This window comes from Rhodococcus sp. RS1C4, assembly GCF_002258225.1.
In the GTDB taxonomy this organism is placed as follows: domain Bacteria; phylum Actinomycetota; class Actinomycetes; order Mycobacteriales; family Mycobacteriaceae; genus Rhodococcoides; species Rhodococcoides fascians_E.
Window position 1 is genome coordinate 138751 of the sequence record NZ_NOXZ01000031.1, and the last position, 17366, is coordinate 156116.

The 17366-nt window shown below is 64.9% G+C and carries 19 protein-coding genes; 7 read left to right on the plus strand and 12 right to left on the minus strand.

The genetic code is table 11. The features are described from left to right. Positions 1–35 precede the first annotated feature (35 nt). The 4 genes from CH289_RS15735 to CH289_RS15750 all read right to left on the minus strand — a co-directional run bounded on the left by CH289_RS15735 (position 36) and on the right by CH289_RS15750 (position 3572). The gene (locus CH289_RS15735) at positions 36–311 is read right to left on the minus strand and encodes a hypothetical protein (protein ID WP_019665369.1); all 276 of its coding nucleotides are present in this window, start codon (positions 309–311) and stop codon (positions 36–38) included. 84 nt (positions 312–395) lie between these two features. Continuing rightward, entirely contained in the window at positions 396–1898 is a 1503-nt protein-coding gene (locus tag CH289_RS15740; RefSeq protein ID WP_033188062.1) for an MFS transporter, read from the minus strand. A gap of 110 nt (positions 1899–2008) precedes the next feature. Beyond that, positions 2009–2866, minus strand: a complete 858-nt coding sequence (locus tag CH289_RS15745; RefSeq protein WP_019665367.1) for a hypothetical protein — start codon at positions 2864–2866, stop codon at positions 2009–2011. After that, the gene (locus tag CH289_RS15750; RefSeq protein ID WP_037141238.1) at positions 2856–3572 is read right to left on the minus strand and encodes a metallophosphoesterase family protein; all 717 of its coding nucleotides are present in this window, start codon (positions 3570–3572) and stop codon (positions 2856–2858) included. Before CH289_RS15750 ends, CH289_RS15745 begins: the two co-directional genes overlap by 11 nt. Before the next feature lie 33 nt (positions 3573–3605). Here CH289_RS15750 and CH289_RS15755 point away from each other — a divergent pair, with 33 nt between their 5' ends. Continuing rightward, a complete protein-coding gene (locus CH289_RS15755) occupies positions 3606–4202 on the plus strand; it encodes a suppressor of fused domain protein (protein WP_019665365.1) in 597 nt (198 codons plus the stop codon). Here the strand turns inward: CH289_RS15755 and CH289_RS15760 are convergent. Beyond that, positions 4199–5296, minus strand: coding sequence for a magnesium and cobalt transport protein CorA (locus CH289_RS15760; protein ID WP_026347831.1), 1098 nt, complete (start codon positions 5294–5296; stop codon positions 4199–4201). The genes CH289_RS15755 and CH289_RS15760 overlap by 4 nt on opposite strands. 57 nt (positions 5297–5353) lie before the next feature. Here CH289_RS15760 and CH289_RS15765 point away from each other — a divergent pair, with 57 nt between their 5' ends. The 4 genes from CH289_RS15765 (at position 5354) to CH289_RS15780 (ending at position 8604) form a co-directional block, all read left to right on the plus strand. Then, the gene (locus tag CH289_RS15765; protein ID WP_020113102.1) at positions 5354–6205 is read left to right on the plus strand and encodes a PHP domain-containing protein; all 852 of its coding nucleotides are present in this window, start codon (positions 5354–5356) and stop codon (positions 6203–6205) included. Then, positions 6202–6816: a MarC family protein gene (locus CH289_RS15770; RefSeq protein ID WP_019665362.1), complete on the plus strand. Its 615-nt coding sequence runs from the start codon at positions 6202–6204 to the stop codon at positions 6814–6816. The genes CH289_RS15765 and CH289_RS15770 overlap by 4 nt, the downstream gene beginning before the upstream one ends. A gap of 16 nt (positions 6817–6832) precedes the next feature. Further along, positions 6833–7081, plus strand: coding sequence for a hypothetical protein (locus CH289_RS15775; RefSeq protein ID WP_019665361.1), 249 nt, complete (start codon positions 6833–6835; stop codon positions 7079–7081). A 326-nt stretch (positions 7082–7407) separates the two neighbouring features. Further along, positions 7408–8604, plus strand: a complete 1197-nt coding sequence (locus CH289_RS15780; RefSeq protein WP_170949157.1) for an NAD(P)-dependent malic enzyme — start codon at positions 7408–7410, stop codon at positions 8602–8604. A 198-nt stretch (positions 8605–8802) separates the two neighbouring features. Here CH289_RS15780 and CH289_RS15785 read toward each other — a convergent pair whose 3' ends face one another. Genes CH289_RS15785 through CH289_RS15800 form a run of 4 tightly spaced genes read right to left on the minus strand, consistent with a single transcriptional unit; the run spans position 8803 to position 12295 of the window. After that, complete coding sequence (locus CH289_RS15785) at positions 8803–9486, minus strand: ABC transporter permease (protein WP_037141242.1); 684 nt, start codon at positions 9484–9486, stop codon at positions 8803–8805. After that, positions 9483–10148, minus strand: coding sequence for an ABC transporter permease (locus CH289_RS15790; RefSeq protein WP_019665358.1), 666 nt, complete (start codon positions 10146–10148; stop codon positions 9483–9485). The genes CH289_RS15785 and CH289_RS15790 overlap by 4 nt, the downstream gene beginning before the upstream one ends. Continuing rightward, positions 10148–11317 (minus strand): ABC transporter ATP-binding protein, encoded by a 1170-nt coding sequence (locus CH289_RS15795; RefSeq protein ID WP_019665357.1) that lies wholly within the window; start codon positions 11315–11317, stop codon positions 10148–10150. The genes CH289_RS15790 and CH289_RS15795 overlap by 1 nt, the downstream gene beginning before the upstream one ends. 12 nt (positions 11318–11329) lie before the next feature. Next, positions 11330–12295 (minus strand): ABC transporter substrate-binding protein, encoded by a 966-nt coding sequence (locus CH289_RS15800; protein ID WP_170947450.1) that lies wholly within the window; start codon positions 12293–12295, stop codon positions 11330–11332. Between the two features lie 176 nt (positions 12296–12471). Between CH289_RS15800 and CH289_RS15805 the strand changes: the two genes are divergently transcribed. Next, positions 12472–13359 carry a glycine betaine ABC transporter substrate-binding protein gene (locus CH289_RS15805; RefSeq protein WP_094728129.1) on the plus strand — a complete coding sequence of 296 codons (888 nt, stop codon included), beginning with the start codon at positions 12472–12474 and terminating at the stop codon, positions 13357–13359. On the opposite strand, the gene CH289_RS15810 is transcribed toward CH289_RS15805, so the two are convergent. From CH289_RS15810 to CH289_RS15820, 3 genes are read right to left on the minus strand one after another with little or no spacing between them, the layout of a single operon-like run. Beyond that, on the minus strand, positions 13315–14253 hold the full coding sequence (locus tag CH289_RS15810; RefSeq protein ID WP_019665354.1) for an alpha/beta hydrolase: 939 nt from the start codon (positions 14251–14253) through the stop codon (positions 13315–13317). The two genes, CH289_RS15805 and CH289_RS15810, sit on opposite strands and share 45 nt — an antisense overlap. A gap of 4 nt (positions 14254–14257) precedes the next feature. Further along, on the minus strand, positions 14258–15091 hold the full coding sequence (locus tag CH289_RS15815) for an SDR family NAD(P)-dependent oxidoreductase (RefSeq protein WP_019665353.1): 834 nt from the start codon (positions 15089–15091) through the stop codon (positions 14258–14260). Next, on the minus strand, positions 15088–16653 hold the full coding sequence (locus tag CH289_RS15820) for a flavin-containing monooxygenase (protein ID WP_027499051.1): 1566 nt from the start codon (positions 16651–16653) through the stop codon (positions 15088–15090). The genes CH289_RS15815 and CH289_RS15820 overlap by 4 nt, the downstream gene beginning before the upstream one ends. A gap of 69 nt (positions 16654–16722) precedes the next feature. Between CH289_RS15820 and CH289_RS15825 the strand changes: the two genes are divergently transcribed. Then, the gene (locus tag CH289_RS15825; RefSeq protein ID WP_019665351.1) at positions 16723–17358 is read left to right on the plus strand and encodes a TetR/AcrR family transcriptional regulator; all 636 of its coding nucleotides are present in this window, start codon (positions 16723–16725) and stop codon (positions 17356–17358) included. Positions 17359–17366 lie beyond the last annotated feature (8 nt).

The window sequence follows — 17366 nt, forward strand, 5'->3', positions numbered from 1 at the left end:
CGAAGACACATTTCCACTCACATAGGGGAAGCGAGCTACAGTGACGAGCCGGTGGACAAGCCCTGGAAGAACCCGGGCGCGAAGTTCGGAATGTCGGTCGGCGCCGGGGCGGGGGCAGGCGCGGGAACCGGCTGAGCCGGAGCCAGATTCGGCAACTGGAACTGTGGAAGCTCCCATTGAGGCTGAGCCTGCTGATGTCCCTGCTCGTCACGGATCGGATCGGCCGAGGCGGTACCCACCACCGCGACGAGCGGAACGGCAACCAGTACCCCGGTGACAGCAGTGCGGGACAAGATCTTTCGAGCGTTCATTCGGATTCCCTTTCGTGTGCGTACAACTCGAATCTAGGTACGCACGGAAGGGTCCGAAAGGGAGAAGCGGCTACTCCCAGAACGTCAGCAGTCTTCTGCCAGGATGCGCTCACCAGCGGATGCGCGTGCTTTTGCCTGCTCGGAATCGCCTCCGACCGTGGAGGCTGCTGTGAGTGTGCTCCGAGTCGCGCGGGGTACGCGGATCGCGAAGGCGGACAGGGTCGCAATGGCGCACGCGAGTGCACCGACCAGGAACGCTGCGGTGTAGACGATCTCGCGAGGAACAGATGTACTCGCGATCGTGTAGGTGGCGAGCATCGTCGTCAGGACCGCGCTCGCAATGGATGTCCCGACTGTTCGAACGATGGAGTTGACGCTGTTCGCGACGCCGGTGTCCGCCGGAGAGACCTCGGCCATCAGCAGGTTCGGGATCGAGGCGAAGGCCAGCGACACGAAGACGTTGACGATCGACGACGCGAGAATCACCTGCCACGTCGTGTCGTGGAACAACGCGAACTGGATGAATCCGACGATGCCGATCGCGCCGCCGCCGATCAGAACCGGCCGTGGGCCGAACCGTCGGATCAGCCCACCGCTCAACGTCGCCGCGACGACGCCCACCGCGGCACCGGGGAGCAGGTAGACGACGCTGGCGGACAGCACGTCGGCGCCGAAACCGTATCCGGCGACCTCGCGCGGTGTCTGCACGAAGTACGAGCACGCCAGGAAGTTGACGAACATGCCGATGCCGACGAACAGCGTCGCGACGCTCGTTGCGAGCAGTGGGCCGTGGGTCAGCATGCGCGGCGCGACGAGCGGGGCGGCAATGCGGTTCTCGAATATCCACCAGCAGGCGAGGACGACGATGCCGCCGACAGCGCAGAGAACCGTCGGAATCGATCCCCAACCCCACGACCGGCCCTGTGTCAGTGCGAGGAAGAGAAGTACCAGTGCGGCCGCGAGCAGGATCGCACCCCACCAGTCGACCGAGCCGGTTCCGGTGCGTGCGCGCGTGGGAACACCGAACCAGACGAGTGCGATCGCCGCGGCGACGAAAGCGACGGTGAGCCAGAACACACGGTGATAGTCCGCGCCGTCGGCCGTCAGGACTCCGGTGAGCACGAGACCGAACCCACCGCCCGCGCCGAGAGTGCCGGACAGAATGGCCATCGATCCGACGAGGCGGCGCGGGGGCATTTCGTCGCGCAGCAGAGCGAGGGAGATGGGAAACAGCGCGTAGGACAGACCCTGGAGGACGCGTCCGGCGAGCAGAAGTGGCAAGGATTCGGTGACGGCGGCCAGGAGCGATCCGAGCAACACGAGAACCAGGACGGCGATGAGGACGGGTCGCTTGCCGTGCAGGTCGGCGAGGCGACCGATGACGGGGGTCGCGACGACGGCGGCCAGTAGGTTGGCCGTCAGGACCCAACCGGCCGCTGTCGTGCTGACGCCGAGCTGTGTACCGATCGTGCCGATGATGGGGACCACCATCGTCTGAAGGACAGCAAGTGTCATGACGACGAAACAGAGGCCGGGAAGCAGCAGGCGTCCAGGGTGGATCTCGTCGGTGCGAGCCTGGGTGGGCATGACGAAAACCTCGTTACTTTTTCACAAGAGCTAAAAGGAAGACCAAAAGTTTGATGTGTGCATCTAAGTAACTATCAGGTTTGTGCCCGCCGGGAAAGACGAGCGGTGTTCTACGGAGTGCGCGAGCTGCGAGCGCGCTGGCGAAGCTCGGACACGATCTCGTCGTTCCAGATGTGTTCGCGGACCAATCGGTACCGCTCTCGGCTCATCCACATGTACGCCTCGGCGTCGGTCCGGCCCTCGAGAATGTCGGCGGCCCGGACCATCCTGACGACGGGCAGGAACTCCTCACCGAACCATCGGCGCGCGACGGTCGCCCGGTCCACGAATTCGCCCAACTCCTGCATCAACCTGAAACCCCACGCTTCGACCGACTCGCTCAGCTCGGCGTAATCGAACGGGTCGGTCACGGTGACGGCCTCACGAGCCTTCCCGACGAGGGGGACCCGGGACAGGAAAATCCGTCGGTGATCCTTGATCAGCAGGTCACCGCGCCGAGTGATTCCTTCGGGGGAGATGCGGGTGACGATTTCCGTGACGAGCGCGTCGATCGTGGTGCGGTGCATCGCGAACGCGATCGACACCCGGTGATGGCCGTCGAGCACGAAATGCATGGAACCGATGCGATAGACCTGAATCGGCGGCATCGCCTCGCCTCGCCGCTGCGCCGCAGCAAGACGCTGCCACCGCTCCCTGATCCGAGCCGACGTCGGCCTGAAGAACCGGTCGAAGTCCCGGGTGCGGTCGACACTGCCGACGATCGAATCGACACGAATGACCTGAACACCCAGTTGGCGTTCACCGACCTTGCCGAGCGCGGCGACCACCTCGTCGAACGGCAGGATCGTGTTGATGTCGTCGGGTTGGCGACGCAACCAGCCGACGAGACGCGCCACATCGGCACGCCGACGCTGACGGGTGAAGTCGTTCTCGGCGTCGGCCGCGGGGAATCCGGTGTCACGTGCCATGGCGTCGCCTCACGATGGTCGGTGCTGTGATCTCCCGAGCCCCTCCACCGGGTTCTATGTCCAGCAAGGTGTAGCCGACGGTGTTCACGACGGCTGTGTCGTGCAGTCGAAGATCCGGAGGTGACTGCCCGTGCGGATGAATGTGCCCGTGCAGCAGAACCTGCGGTCGAAGAGACTGCACCGTGTCGTGCAGGCACTCGAATCCGATGTGCGCGGGATCGGTGTCGTCTCCGACGCCGAACGGTGGACTGTGCGTCAGCAGTACATCGACGCCGCGGTCGTCGCCCCGGACCTTCTCTGCCCACGTCTTGGTCCGTGTCAACGTCCGTGCCCGACGCCTCTGTTGGCGCTGGGTCCACTGGTTGGGTCCGCCGTTGTAGCGGATGGACCCGCCGAGACCTGCGATGCGAAGGCCCGCTGCGGTCACGATCCGACGATCCGCGTTGACGGCGCCGACGGGGCCCGGCCAGGTGCTCGGCAGTCCCGCCCGCATCCATCCGGCGCGTCCGGCCGAGTAGCCCGTCAGGTCGGCGTCGTGGTTTCCCGGCACGAACACGCACGGCGCGTTCAGGGCGTCGGTCAGATACTCGAGGTAGTCGAACGGGAGGTCTCCCGCGCCGAGAACGAGGTCGACGTCCAGTGAACGCACCTGAGAACTCCACAGGCTTTCGATCGTTTCGTCGGAGACGGCAAGGACAGAGACCACGCGGACGACGCTACCGGGCAGCGGTGGTGTTGGATGGACTTCGTGAGCGACAGTGTCATAGCTCGGGTACGCAGTCATCTGCTTGCCGCGATCGGAGACGAGAAGCCGACGCCGTTCTCGGTGACGTTCCTCGGTCTCGAATCGTTGGACGTGTTGACGTTCTTCCCGCGACGCGACGAGTTCGCCCGGTTCGTGACGCTCGGTTGTTCGAGGTATCCGATGTCGGATCCGAGCGAGATGATCGCCGACGCCACCCGCGGTCCTCGCGCCGAGCTGATTCTCGTCACCAGAGTGTTCGACGGGATCGACAAGGATTTCCTGCGGAACCTGGCCAAGCTTGCCGCGACGCCGTCCGTCGAGGGTGTCGTGCTCCGCGAGGATCTTCTGCTGGATCTCGGTGAACCATTGTGGGCGGGTGCGCCGTTCACGGCGGTGCTGCTCGGGCGCAGCGACATCGAGGATCTCGAGCTGCCCGAGCCTGCCGACCCGGTCCAGTTTCTCGATGTCGTGCCGATCACGGGCACCGAGGCGGCGTGGGTTCGGCTGCGCGGCGCCGAGGCCCTGCGCGACGCGTGGACGGAAGCGGGAATCGACGTCCGTGACCCGAGCCGGTCCGCCGTGACGCTCTAGAGCCAGTCGTTCTTGCGGAACGTCGCGAACAATCCCACGCAGGCCACGGCCACCACGGCGACGACGATGTAATACCCGTACTTCCAATGCAGTTCGGGAATGTTGTCGAAGTTCATCCCGTAGATGCCGGCCACCATCGTCGGCAGGGCTGCGATGGCCACCCACGCCGAGATCTTGCGCATGTCCATGTTCTGCTGCATCGTCACCCGCGCCAGCGCGGCGTCGACGAGCGAGCTCAGAACCTCGTCGAACTCCGCTACTCGTTCCGCGACCAGAGTGTGATGGTCCTGCACGTCGCGCAGGTAGCGTCGAACCGCTTTGGGGACAGGGTTCTCCGAGCTCTGAGCCAGCTGATTCAACGGCGTCGACAACGGCGTGACGGATCGTCGAAGTTCGACGACCTCACGCTTGAGCAGATAGATGTTCTCGATCGGTACGTGATGGTGCGGCGAGAAGACCTCTTCCTCCATGACGTCGACATCTCGCTCGATCGAGCCGGTGACCTCGAGATATTCGTCGACGACGTGGTCGGCGACGGCGTGCAGAACGGCCGACGGCCCCAGAGCCAGCTGCTCGGGATTGTTCTCGAGCGTTCGCCGCACACCGGACAACCCCGAATGCTCGCCGTGGCGCACGGTGATGACGAAGTCCCGTCCGAGGAACACCATGATCTCGCCGCTCTCGACGATTTCGTTGGCCGTGGTCACCGATTCGTGTTCGACGTAGCTGATGGTGCGCAGAACGAGGAACAACACGTCGTCGTAGCGCTCCAACTTGGGACGCTGATGCGCGTGGACGGCGTCCTCGACCATCAGTTCGTGGAGGCCGTAGCACTGCGCGACACCGTCCATCTGACCCTCGTCCGGGGCATGCAGACCGAGCCAGACGAAGCCTTCCCCTCGCTTGCGGACCTCGGCTATCGCCGCCGAATGCGTGTACTTGCCCGGCAGCCGGTGCCCGTCGACGTAGACCGCGCAATCGACGATCGCGCGAGCGGTGGGTACGGGAACCTTCGGTCCGGCTGCCTGTCCACGATTGGACGGCCGCAGGGAGTGGAGCGACGGAAGCGACGGCCTCGGAGGTAGAGACGGCATGGCGCGAATCGTACGCCTGCGATACCAACGCCCGGTGCGCCTGAGACACTGGCTGTCGTGCGCATCGACCTCCACACCCACTCCTCGGTCTCCGACGGCACCGACACTCCCGCGGAGCTGGTCCGCGCCGCTCGTACCGCCGGACTCGACGTCGTCGCGCTGACCGATCACGACACCACATCGGGGTGGGACGAGGCCCTCGATGCAGCCCCGACCGGACTGACCGTCGTGCGCGGTATGGAGATGTCGTGCGTCGGCCGAGGGGAAGACGGCAAGCCGGTCCCGGTGCATCTTCTGGCCTACCTGTTCGATCCGAACGACTCGAGCTTCGCCGACGAACTCGCCCGCCTTCGAGGGGAGCGAGCGGCCAGAATCCGGCTGATGGCCGAGCGTCTAGCCGCTGACATCCCAGGCATCGTCCCCGACGACATCATCGCGGCCACCGGCGAATCGGCAGGCAGGCCTCACCTCGCCCGAGCCCTCGTCGACCTCGGCGCCGTCGACAGCGTTCAGCACGCGTTCGACGGCTACCTGTCGACGACCAGCCCGTACTACGTCGACAAAGTGGACACACCGATCCAGCGGGCCGTGGAGATGATCGCGGCGGCAGGGGGCGTCAGCGTCGTCGCGCACGCCCGTGCACGCAAACGCGGACGGATTCTCGACCCGAACCACATCCGAGAACTCGTCCCGCACGGTCTCGGCGGCGTCGAAGTCTTCCACGCCGACCACGACGAGCCGGACACCCACTTCATGCACGAACTCGCCGACGAACTCGGCATCATCGCGACCGGATCGTCGGACTACCACGGAGCGAACAAACCCCTGAAGCTCGGAGAACACACCACCGCGCCGGACCAGTACGAGCGCATCCTCCGCGCGGCGACAGGGTCGACGGTCCCGTCGTGAGCTTCGACACGACCCTCTACCTCACCGTCCTGATCACCCTGTTCGTGATCATGGACCCGCCCGGTGCCATCCCGGTGTTCCTCTCCCTCGTCGGACGCAAGAGCAAGGAAGCACGCAACCGCGCCGCATGGCAGGCACCGGCGGTATCGCTCACCGTCATCACCGTGTTCGCGATCGGTGGCCAGGCCATCCTGAACTACCTGCACATCGGTATCCCCGCACTGCAAGGCGCAGGAGGACTGCTCCTGCTCATCATCGCGCTGTCCCTGCTCACCGGACGCGGAGCCGGCGGCGGCGCCGAAGCCGAAGACGTCAACGTGGCACTCGTCCCTCTGGGAACCCCACTGATGGCCGGGCCGGGAGCAATCGCCGCCGTGATCGTCAACGTCAGCCAAGCCGAAGGACACGTCGGATCCCTCCTCGCGGTCGCACTCGCAATCGTGACCATCCACCTCGTGTTCTTCCTCGTCCTCCGATTCTCTACCGTCCTCATCCGCATCCTCGGCGAAGGCGGCATCACACTGCTCGCCCGCATCGCAGGTCTACTGCTGGCCGCAATCGCGGTCCAGCTCATCGCGGACTCCGTCCGCGGATTCATCACAGGAGGCTGACGGTTTGCTACGAGGTTTGAGTGGGGCCGTCACCGCGGGCCTCGTCGTACTGGCCGTCGTCGTCGCCGGCGCACAGTATCTCGGCAGCCAACGGGGATTCCCCGGCCCGGGAACAGTATCCGTCGCCGCGCACATCGCCGCAGCCATCGGCGCCGTCGTGATCCAGCACTTCGCGGATCACCGACGCCGCGCCGTCTCCGTCATCGCATCACTACTGGTCCTCGCCGTCGCCGGCATCCTGCTGTGGACACAGTGGTGGGGCTGACGCGGGCTCACTCCGCAGGCTCCGCTCGCGGGTGGGGCTGACGCAGGCTCACTCCGCAGGCTCCGCTCGCGGGTGGGGCTGACGCAGGCTCACTCCGCAGGCTCCGCTCGCGGGTGGGGCTGACGCCGCGGGCTCAGTCCGTCCTGGACCGCAGTCGACGGCAGGGATGTTTGCGCATCACGCGGTCCCGGTGGCAGACTGACCGACCAGTGCAGCCTGCGGTGCCACAGCGCCCGGCTCTTGTCTGCGACGGCGTCACCCGCCTCACGCCATCTTCGTGATTTCCCGACGCTTTTACGCGTCTTTACGTGACTGGGGCAACTAACGTGACTGCTGTGACCGAATCCATCGACAACGCCATCGACCCGACCGCCATCACCGACGAGGACATCTTTCTCGGCCACGTCGGCGGAAAACTCTCGGTCGAACTGACTGCGCCGTTGGACACGCAGCGGGACTTGTCCATCGCTTACACGCCCGGCGTCGCGCAGGTCAGCCGCGCGATCGCGTCCGACGCCTCGCTGGCGAAGCAGTACACGTGGACCGACCGTCTCGTCGCCGTCATCACCGACGGATCAGCTGTTCTCGGACTCGGCGACATCGGACCACGCGCGTCGCTTCCCGTCATGGAAGGCAAGGCGGCGCTGTTCAAGAGGTTCGCCGGCCTCAACTCCATCCCGATCGTTCTCGACACGAACGATGTCGACGAGATCGTCGACACCATCGTCCGGCTCCGCCACAGTTTCGGTGCGGTTAATCTGGAGGACATTTCTGCGCCCCGCTGCTTCGAGATCGAGAAGCGGGTCGTCGAGGCTCTCGACTGCCCGGTGATGCACGACGACCAGCACGGCACCGCCATCGTGGCGCTCGCAGCACTCAACGGCGCCGCGAAGTTCCAGGGCCGACGTACCTCCGAACTGAAGATCGTGATCTCCGGAGCGGGCGCCGCTGGAGTCGCATGCGCCAACATCTTTCTCGCAGCGGGTATCTCGGATGTCGTGGTGCTGGATTCCAAAGGCATCGTCTCCGCCGACCGCGGTGACCTGAACGCCGTCAAGGTCGATCTCGCTGCACGCACCAACCCGCGTGGACTTTCCGGTGGGGCAGGGGATGCGCTGGTCGGCGCGGACGTGTTCCTCGGGGTCTCTGCGGGCAAGATCGACGAGAGCTACATCGCGTCGATGGCGCCGCACTCCATCGTCTTTGCATTGTCGAACCCCGACCCGGAGATTCATCCGGAACGGGCTGCGCTGTACGCGTCGATCGTCGCGACCGGTCGCAGCGACTTTCCCAATCAGATCAACAATGTGCTCGCCTTCCCCGGCGTGTTCAGAGGCGCACTCGACGCCGGAGCGCGACGGATCACCGAAGGCATGAAACTCGCCGCCGCCGAGGCAATCCTCTCGGTACTCGGCGACGAGCTGGCTGCGGACAAAATCGTGCCCAGCCCGCTCGACCCTCGCGTCGCCCCGGCCGTTGCGGACGCAGTTGCGGCAGCAGCGCGAGCCGAGGGTGTCGCGTAGGACAGGGAAACGAAGCGCCCCGAATCACGCCTCACCTGGCTGTGGTTCGGGGCGCTTTCCCGTTTTCGCCCGGCTTTGCTCCGGCTTTCGGAGCGAAAGTGGCGTCTGGTCAGTCTGACTGACTGAAGGGCTCGTTCGCTCCGAAAACCGGACTGTGGGCGTGGGTGGTCCTGGGACGGAATGTGGCCGTTGGTCGAGCTAGTGCAGGTTCGGTGTTCGACGCAACCGGCCGGTGCCGGGCACGGACGCGTACACCGCGAGGGCGAGGAGGCCGTCGACGACGAGTGCGAGCACGGCAACCAGGATGGCGCCGACGAGAACTCGGTCGTAACTGTAGAGCGCCAGACCGTCGAAGATGTAGCGGCCGAGCCCGCCGAGGTTGACGTAGGCCGCGACGGTCGCGGTAGCGATGACCTGCAGGGTGGTGTTCCGAAGACCGCCGAGAATCAAGGGCATCGCGTTGGGGATCTCGACTCGGAACAACACTTGCAATTCGGTCATGCCCATAGCGCGTGCTGCATCGACGACGTCTGCGTTCACGTTCGCCACTCCGGCATACGTTCCGGCGAGCATCGGCGGAATGCCCAGTAGGACAAGGGCGATGATCGGTGGAACGAGCCCGAGACCGATGAGCAGCACGAGGAACACGAGCACGCCGAGCGTCGGAAGCGAACGAAGGGCGTTGACGAGTCCGACGATCAGTACCTCGCCGCGGCGCAAGTGCCCGATCAGCAGCCCGACGGGTACTGCGATCGCCGAGGAGACGACCACGGCGATGAAGCTGTACCAGATGTGTTCGAGGATCCGTGCGCCGATTCCGGTGCTGCCCTCCCAGTTCGCCGGGTCGGTCATGTACGCGAAGGCGTCGGTGAAGATGTTCATGCCCGTGCTCGCTTCTTGCCTGCCGACGTTCCGATACGGGTCCACGGCGTCAGTCGACGCCCCAGCAGATACAGCGCAGCGTCGAAGATCAGCGCCAGGAACACGATGGAGATGATCCCCGCGACGATCTGATCCGGGTAGTCACGCTGGTACCCCTGGGTGAACAACTGGCCGAGACCGCCGATGCCGATGACCGAACCGACGGAGACGAGCGAGATGTTGGTGACGGCGACAACGCGGATGCCTGCCACGAGAACCGGAAGTGCCAGTGGCAGTTCCACTCCGATCGCGCGGCGCAACGAGGTGTAGCCCATCGCCTGCGCGGAGTCGACGACGGCGAACGGCACCGAATCGAGTGCTTCGGGGACCACTCTGATCAGGAGCGCGGTGGAGTACACGGCGAGAGCGATGACGACGTTGATCTCGTCGAGAATCCTGGTGCCGAGGATGGCTGGGATGGTCACGAACAAGGCGAGCGACGGGATGGTGAACGCGATGCTGGCCACCGTCAACGTGATTCGGCGGATCCACGAGACGTTGCGAACCAGAGTGCCGACGGGGACCGCGATTGCGAGTCCGATGAGCAGGGGGACCAAGGACAGGTACAGATGAGTCTTGGTCAGGTCGAGAACGACGTCGAAATTGTCGACGAGCCAACGCATCAGAGCGACCCGAAGTGGTGCTCGTTGCGCGCCTCGTCCTCGGCGCGGCGTTGTGCCGCCAGATGCTCGAGAATTTCCGAGCCGTCGAGACTGCCGACGACCGCACCCGACTCGTCCACAGCGACACCGATTCCGGACGGAGACGAAATGGCTGCGTCCAGCGCCTGTCGGAGGTCACCTCCGACGGTGAACAGCGACCCGCCTGCCGCGGTGCTTTCCTGAACACTGCGCCCGGCGCGGATGCCCTCGACACCGGTGACGTCGATCCAACCCAGCGGCGCACGATCGGCCGTGACGACGAGAACCCACTGGCCCTGCTCGAGCCGGAGGCCGTCGAGTTTCTCGACCGGAGAGGTGTCGATGTCGTGCACGGGAACGGCGTCGGCGCTGCGGAAGGACAATCCGCGGTAGCCGCGATCGCGTCCGACGAACGAGGCCACGAAATCCGTTGCGGGTGAGGAGAGTACGACCTCCGGCCGGTCGTACTGCTGAAGCCTGCCTCCCGTCCCGAAGACGGCGATACGGTCCCCGAGGCGTACGGCCTCGTCGATGTCGTGGGTGACGAACACGATCGTCTTCTTCAGCTCGGCCTGCAGCCGGAGCATTTCGGTCTGCAGGTCCTCGCGAACGACCGGATCGACGGCGCTGAACGGCTCGTCCATCAACAGGATGGGTGGGTCCGCAGCCAGTGCACGGGCGACACCGACTCGCTGCTGCTGCCCACCGGACAGCTGAGCCGGATAGCGGTCGGCGAAAGCAGGGTCGAGCCCCACACGTTCGAGGACACCCAGTGCGGCGGTTCGTGCAGCGCGGCGCGACGTGCCCCGCAACACCGGGACCGTCGCGACGTTGTCGACGACGGTCCGGTGGGGGAGCAGACCCGCACTCTGGATGACGTATCCGATACCGCGCCGCAGCTTCACCGCGTCGGACTCGGCGATGTTCTTCCCGTTCACCGTGATCACCCCGGACGTCGGGGTGATCATGCGGTTGATCATCCGCATGGACGTCGTCTTGCCGCAGCCCGACGGCCCGACGAACACCGTGAACGATTCGGCCTCGATGTTCAGATTCAGCGAATCGACCGCGGTGGTGCCGCTGAGAGTGGAGCCTGCGGAACGACCCCCGGCTTCCGGGTATCGCTTGGTGACGTTCTCGAATGTGATCACGTGCGGCTCTCTCTAGGAGACCGGAGTATCCAGTCCCTGTGCGGTGACCCACTGCTGTGCGGCAGCAGCAGGCTCTGTCTTCGACTCACCGGATACGGACTGGTTGAGCGCCAGCAGTTCCTCGGTGGTCAGCTTGTCCGAGATGGCGTTCAGCACCGACGTCAGCTTGTCCGACGTCTTGCCCGCGTTGATGACGGGAATGACGTTCTGCGCGGCGAAGTTGAACTCCGGATCCTCGAGGACGACGAGGTTGTTCTCGGCGATCGACGCGGATGTGGAGAAGATGTCGGCGGCCGTGACCTCGCCGGAGGTCAGCGCGCGGACCGTGGCCGGGCCACCACCGTCGGACAGCGGCACGAAGTTGGCCGGATCGATGTTCACGCCGTAGTTCTCGCTCAGCCCGGGGAGGCCGTAGGTGCGCTCGGCGAACTCGGGAGGTGCACCCAACTTGATCTCACCGGAGTAGGGGGCGAGGTCCGCGATGGACGTCAGATTCCACCGGTCGGCGGTCTCCCTCGTCACGACGATGGAATCCTTGTCCTCCGCCGACGCCGGGTCTGCGACGACGAGGTCCGAGCCCAACGCGTCAGGGAGCGCAGCTTCCACGTCGTCCGCCGACGTTGCCGTGGCCTCGGGATCGAGGTACTGCAGCAAGTTACCGGTGTAGTCCGGGATCACGTCGATGGAGCCGTCCTTCAGTGCCGGGATGTACGCCTCACGGCTGCCGATGTTCAGGGTCGTGCTGACGTCGAAGCCGTTGACCTTCAGCACCTCGGCGTAGATGTTGGCGATGATCTCCGACTCGGTGAAGTTCGCCGATCCGACCACGATGGAATTGGGGTCGGAATTGGTGTCACCTCCGCCCGAGGACAACGGATCGGAGTCCTCGCCGCCGCATGCAGTGAGAGCGAGGGCCGCTACCGACAGGGCCGCGACAGCGCGCGCAGTTCGGGTGATCTTCACAAGGAATCCTTCCATCGTGTCCAGCCGTCGCGTTCAGCCTGTTCCAGAGCTGTCCGAGCATGCGGGATGGTGCTTCGAGCGAGTCTAGCCATAAGGTTGTCCGGAGTATTTCTCTCGCAGGGCTCTGTTCCCAGCGTGCGAAACGTTAAACCAGACCACCGACAACTACTCCTCGAACGGAGATCTCTCTCGTGCGTGCGTTCGGCAACCGGCTGGTCGGCTCCCTCGTCCTGGCGTCGGTGGTCACCGCATGCAGCGCCGCGGCCGAGCCGACGGACGCGTCGTCGGTGGTGGTCGGTCGCGGAGACGACACGACGAGTGGACTGCTGGCCGAGATCTACGCGGGAGCGATTCGGTCCGCCGGAGTCGCCGTGTCGGTCACGGACGGTCTCGGAGAACGCGGTGACTACCTTGCCGCACTCGACGCCGGGGATGTCTCGCTCGTTCCGGATTTCACGGGCGAACTTCTGCGTACGTTCGATTCGACGTCCACGTCGACGGACGCCGAGGATGTCTTCGTCGACCTGAACAGGTCGTTGCCGGAAGGGTTGTCGGTGGGCGACTACGCGCTTGCGGAAGACCGCATTGCTGTCGCGGTAGCGCCCGACGGGCCGCTTGCCGAACTGACGACAGTCTCGGAATTCGTGGACAACCGCGGTAGGGCGACGTGGGGTGTCGTCGGTGATCCGCCCGACCCGGACCCGATGGAGGTCGCCATGCGGCTGGTTCCTAGCGGAACAGGATTTGTGTTCGAGGACATCGCCGTCTACGTCGATGCAGACGCTGCGACAGCCGCACTCGAGTCCGGCGAGATCGGAGCGTTGGTGTTCAGAACGGCATCGCTCGGCCCGGCGGCGGCGAATCTGATGACCCTCGAGGACGAACAGTCGGCGTTCAGCGCGGAGAACGTTGTGCCGTTGATGCGCACGGGGACGTTGAACGATGCCGCGACAGCGACGTTGAGTGTCGTTGCGGGCGAACTGACCACAGCGGACCTCGCCGACATGATCGGCGAGGTCCGCAGTGGGGGAGAATCAGGCGATGTCGCTGCTCGTTGGCTCGGCGAGCACAACCTCTGACGATCGCAGACGTGCCCCGAGGAAAGCACCGAGGTGGTGAGTCGCCTCGGCGGCCTCGCGCAGTATCGAGGTCTGCAGATGCGCGACGTGCCACAGCTTCTCGTACTCTACGTACTCGACCTCGTTGCCCTGCGTCAGTAGCCGATCGTGAAAATCCACGATCTGCGAGTAGAGCACCTCGGCCTTGCCGACGTGCATGACGATGGGCGGAAGGCCGGACAGGTCTCCGTGCAACGGCGCGAAGCCCTGATCGAGTGGATCCCCGTCGCCCAGGTACGCTTCCGCGGCCGCGAAGGACCAAGCGGTGTTGACGACGATGTCCCGGGGGAACGGCGCGTCGCGAGCACCTGGATCCACCCACGGCGAGATGAGGCCCAGCGCAGCCGGTTTCACACCGTCGTCGACGAGATGCCGGGCCGTCGCGACGGTCAGCCCGCCGCCCGCGGAATCGCCGGCGATGGCAATCCTGTCCGGCGTGTATCCGTGTGCCTTGACGAGTTCGCGGAACGCCGCGACGGCGTCGTTCAGGCCGGCGGGATAGGGGTTCTCGGGCGCCAGGCGATAGTCGAGAACGTACACGGCACTGGCCGATTCGCGCGCCAGGTGGGCAGCGAGCGAACGGTGCGTCGAGATGGATCCGATGGTGTACGCGCCGCCGTGCAGATACAGAATCGCAGTATCGCGCTCGGTTGCTCCGACGGTGATCCGCTCGGCGGGTCGGCCTGCAAGCGTCGTCTTCAGGCTGACGGCGCCGTCGGGCATGGTCTGCAGCGGAGAAGCCAGATCGAGGATCCGCCGCTGCACCGACACCGGCAACCTGGCGTCGAGGGCCAAGCGGTAGAACGGTTTCAGTGCGGCGGCGACCAGCGGAAGCGGCAGGTAGAAGGACTTCATCGTCCTACTTCTTCCTGGGCATGACGCGGTTGGCGATGGTGGCGACCACGCGCTGGTACTTCGACCCGGTGATCCGCTGGAACAGGTCCAACGCGATGGCGTCGGATCCGATGAGTACGCGGCCCTTGCCCTTCTCGACGCCTTTGAGGATCGTCTTCGCGGCCTGATCGGGTGTTGTCTTGGCGAGTTTCGCGTCGAAGAACTTCGCGACCGACTGCTGGTCGTAGTTCTCGGCAACCGTGGCGTTGCGCGCGATGGCGGTCTTGATGCCACCGGGGTGCACGACGGTCATCTTGACGGGAGCCTTGGAGATCAGCAGTTCCATCCGCAGCGCTTCACTGAAACCGCGGACGGCGAACTTCGCCGCGTTGTAGGCGGCCTGCGACGGCATCGCGAGCAGCCCGAAGAGGCTGGAGATGTTGACGATGTGACCGTCGCCGGATTCCTGCAGGTGCGGGATGAAGGCTTTGGTGCCGTTGACGACGCCCCAGAAATCCACGTCGACGATGCGTTCGATGTCCTTGAACGAGGACTGCTCGACGTCACCGTGGTACGCGATGCCTGCGTTGTTGTAGATCTGGTTGATCTTGCCGAAGCGTGTCTTGACGGTCTCGGCGTACTCGATCACGGTTTCCCGCTGGGTGACGTCGAGGAACTGTGATTCGACCTCGCCGCCGAGTGCCTCGACCTGCCGCACGGTCTCGGCCAGGCCGTTCACGTCGACGTCGGACAGTGCGAGTTTCGCTCCGCGCTGAGCCAGGTTCAGCGCAAGGGCGCGTCCGATACCCGATCCCGCGCCGGTGACGACGGCAACCTTGCCGGTGAATGTGGTGGTCACTTCGCTGCTACCTCGATGTCGGAGTCGTTCACGGTGCCCACGGCGGGAGCGGGCAGATCGGATGCTGCGACGCTTCGGTAGGCCGCCAGATCGAACTTACGGGTGATGGCGCGGAAGCGGAAGGTGAAGTCCGGCCACAGCGTCGTGTTGTTCCCGTGCTTGTCGAGGTACCAGCTGGCGCAGCCGCCGTTCATCCAGACGCTGTCCGCCATGCGGTCCTGCAGGTCGGCGTTGTAGTCGTCCTGGATGTCCTTGCGGACCTCGATGACACCGATGTCGTGCTTCTCGATGGTGTCCAGGGCGTCGACGACGTAGTTGAGCTGCGACTCGATCATGAAGACCATCGAGGTGTGGCCGAGACCTGTGTTGGGCCCGACGAGGAAGAACATGTTGGGGAAGTTCGCGACAGCGGCCCCCTTGTAGCCTTGCTGGCCTTCCTCTTCGAAGGTCTGCGCGAGGGTCTTGCCGCCCTTGCCGTAGATCCCCTGGTAGGCGGGCGAATCCGTGACATGGAATCCCGTTGCCACGACGAGTGCGTCGATCTCGCGCTCCGTGCCGTCCGCGGAGACGATCGAGTGCGCCTTGACCTCGGCGATGCCGTCGGTGACGAGGTCGACGTTCGGGCGGTCCAGCGCGGGGTAGTAGGCGTTGGAGATGAGCATGCGCTTGCAGCCGATTCGGAAGTTCGGCGTGACCTTCTTGCGGAGCGCCTTGTCCTTGATGCCCTTGTTGATCTGCTGCTTGGCGATGAGCTCGAAGATGCGCATCAGCGCGGGCTTCTTCGCGAGACCGACGACCTGCGTCTCGCGTGCCGCGTAGATGCCGGTGCGGGACAGTCGCTGGAATCCGGGGATGCGCTTGAAGGCGAACTTCTCGAGTGCGGTGTACTCGCGGTCGAACCGGGGAAGGATCCACGGCGCGGTGCGTTGGTACACGTCGAGGTGCTTCACCTTGCCGGCGATTGCGGGCACGATCTGGATGGCCGACGCACCGGTGCCGATGACGGCGACACGCTTTCCTTCCAATGAGACGTCGTGGTTCCACTGTGCGGAGTGGAAGACGTCGCCTTCGAAGCTCTCGATGCCTGCGATGGGCGGCAGGTTCGGCTCGCACAGGGCGCCGACGGCCGTCACGACCACCTTTGCGGTGTACTCGCCGGTGCTCGCGACGACGTCCCAGCGGTGAGTGCTCTCGTTCCAGGTCACGGAGGTGACGTCGGAGTTGAACACGTGCTTGTCCAGCACGTTGTACTTCCGCGCTACAGACGAGATGTACTTCTGGATCTCGGGCTGAGTGGAGAAGGAGCGGGTCCAGTCCGGGTTCAGCGCGAACGAGTACGAGTACAGGTGCGACGGCACGTCGCAGGCTGCGCCCGGGTAGGTGTTGTCGCGCCAGGTGCCGCCGACGTCGCTGCCGCGTTCGAGCACGAGGAAATTGTGCTTGCCCTTCTGGGACAGCTTGATCGCTGCACCGAGGCCTGCGAATCCGCTGCCGATGATGAGGGTGTCGACCGTGCGCGGGGCAGTCACGCGCTCCGAGTTATCTGTTACGGAAAGACTCATGAAACAGAGAGTAGGAGCTTATTGAGTGTGAGTCAATAGTTATTGACTGCTATTCAGTAAGCTGGTTGCATGTCCAGTGTGAACACCCCGGCTGCCAAGCGAACGCGTATGAGTCCACAGGAGCGTCGTGCCCAGCTGATCGAACTGGGAACGGAGATGCTCGCGGACCGACCGCTGGAACAGGTATCGGTCGAGGACATCGCCGACCAGGCCGGAGTGTCCCGCGGCCTGCTCTTCCACTACTTCTCGTCGAAGCAGGACTTCCACCTCGCCATCGTGCGAGAAGCAAGCAAGACCATGCTCGAGCGCACCGCCCCGGACATGACCCTCGACCCGTACCAGATCCTGCGCGACTCCATCGCCAACTACGTCGACTACGTGACCGAGAACCGCGAAACCTTCATCTCTCTACTCCGCGGCTCCGCCACCGGCGACCCGGACATGCGCGACGTCTTCGAGCAGACCAGAACCACCATGGCCGAGCGCACCATCGCCAACCTCTACAAACTGCACGTCGAGGCCAACCCCACCACCGAACTTGCCGTGCGTGGATGGATCGCCTTCGTCGAGGAAGCCACCATCTCGTGGCTCCGCGACCCCCGCATCAGCCGAGACGAACTCATCGAACTGAACGTCGGTGCACTGCCCGCCGTCGCCCTGGCGCCCAGCATGATCGCCAGCCTCCTCGGCACCGGGGCTGAGTAACCTCCCTC

Excerpts from the sequence above, each read along its gene's own strand:
- CH289_RS15740 (WP_033188062.1), bottom strand. The coding sequence starts at position 1,898 with ATGCCCACCCAGGCTCGCACCGACGAGATCCACCCTGGACGCCTGCTG.
- CH289_RS15735 (WP_019665369.1), bottom strand. The coding sequence starts at position 311 with ATGAACGCTCGAAAGATCTTGTCCCGCACTGCTGTCACCGGGGTACTG.
- CH289_RS15745 (WP_019665367.1), bottom strand. The coding sequence starts at position 2,866 with ATGGCACGTGACACCGGATTCCCCGCGGCCGACGCCGAGAACGACTTC.
- CH289_RS15820 (WP_027499051.1), bottom strand. The coding sequence starts at position 16,653 with ATGAGTCTTTCCGTAACAGATAACTCGGAGCGCGTGACTGCCCCGCGC.
- CH289_RS15785 (WP_037141242.1), bottom strand. The coding sequence starts at position 9,486 with ATGAACATCTTCACCGACGCCTTCGCGTACATGACCGACCCGGCGAAC.
- CH289_RS15790 (WP_019665358.1), bottom strand. The coding sequence starts at position 10,148 with ATGCGTTGGCTCGTCGACAATTTCGACGTCGTTCTCGACCTGACCAAG.
- CH289_RS15800 (WP_170947450.1), bottom strand. The coding sequence starts at position 12,295 with ATGGAAGGATTCCTTGTGAAGATCACCCGAACTGCGCGCGCTGTCGCG.
- CH289_RS15825 (WP_019665351.1), top strand. The coding sequence starts at position 16,723 with ATGTCCAGTGTGAACACCCCGGCTGCCAAGCGAACGCGTATGAGTCCA.
- CH289_RS15810 (WP_019665354.1), bottom strand. The coding sequence starts at position 14,253 with ATGAAGTCCTTCTACCTGCCGCTTCCGCTGGTCGCCGCCGCACTGAAA.
- CH289_RS15760 (WP_026347831.1), bottom strand. The coding sequence starts at position 5,296 with ATGCCGTCTCTACCTCCGAGGCCGTCGCTTCCGTCGCTCCACTCCCTG.
- CH289_RS15755 (WP_019665365.1), top strand. The coding sequence starts at position 3,606 with ATGGACTTCGTGAGCGACAGTGTCATAGCTCGGGTACGCAGTCATCTG.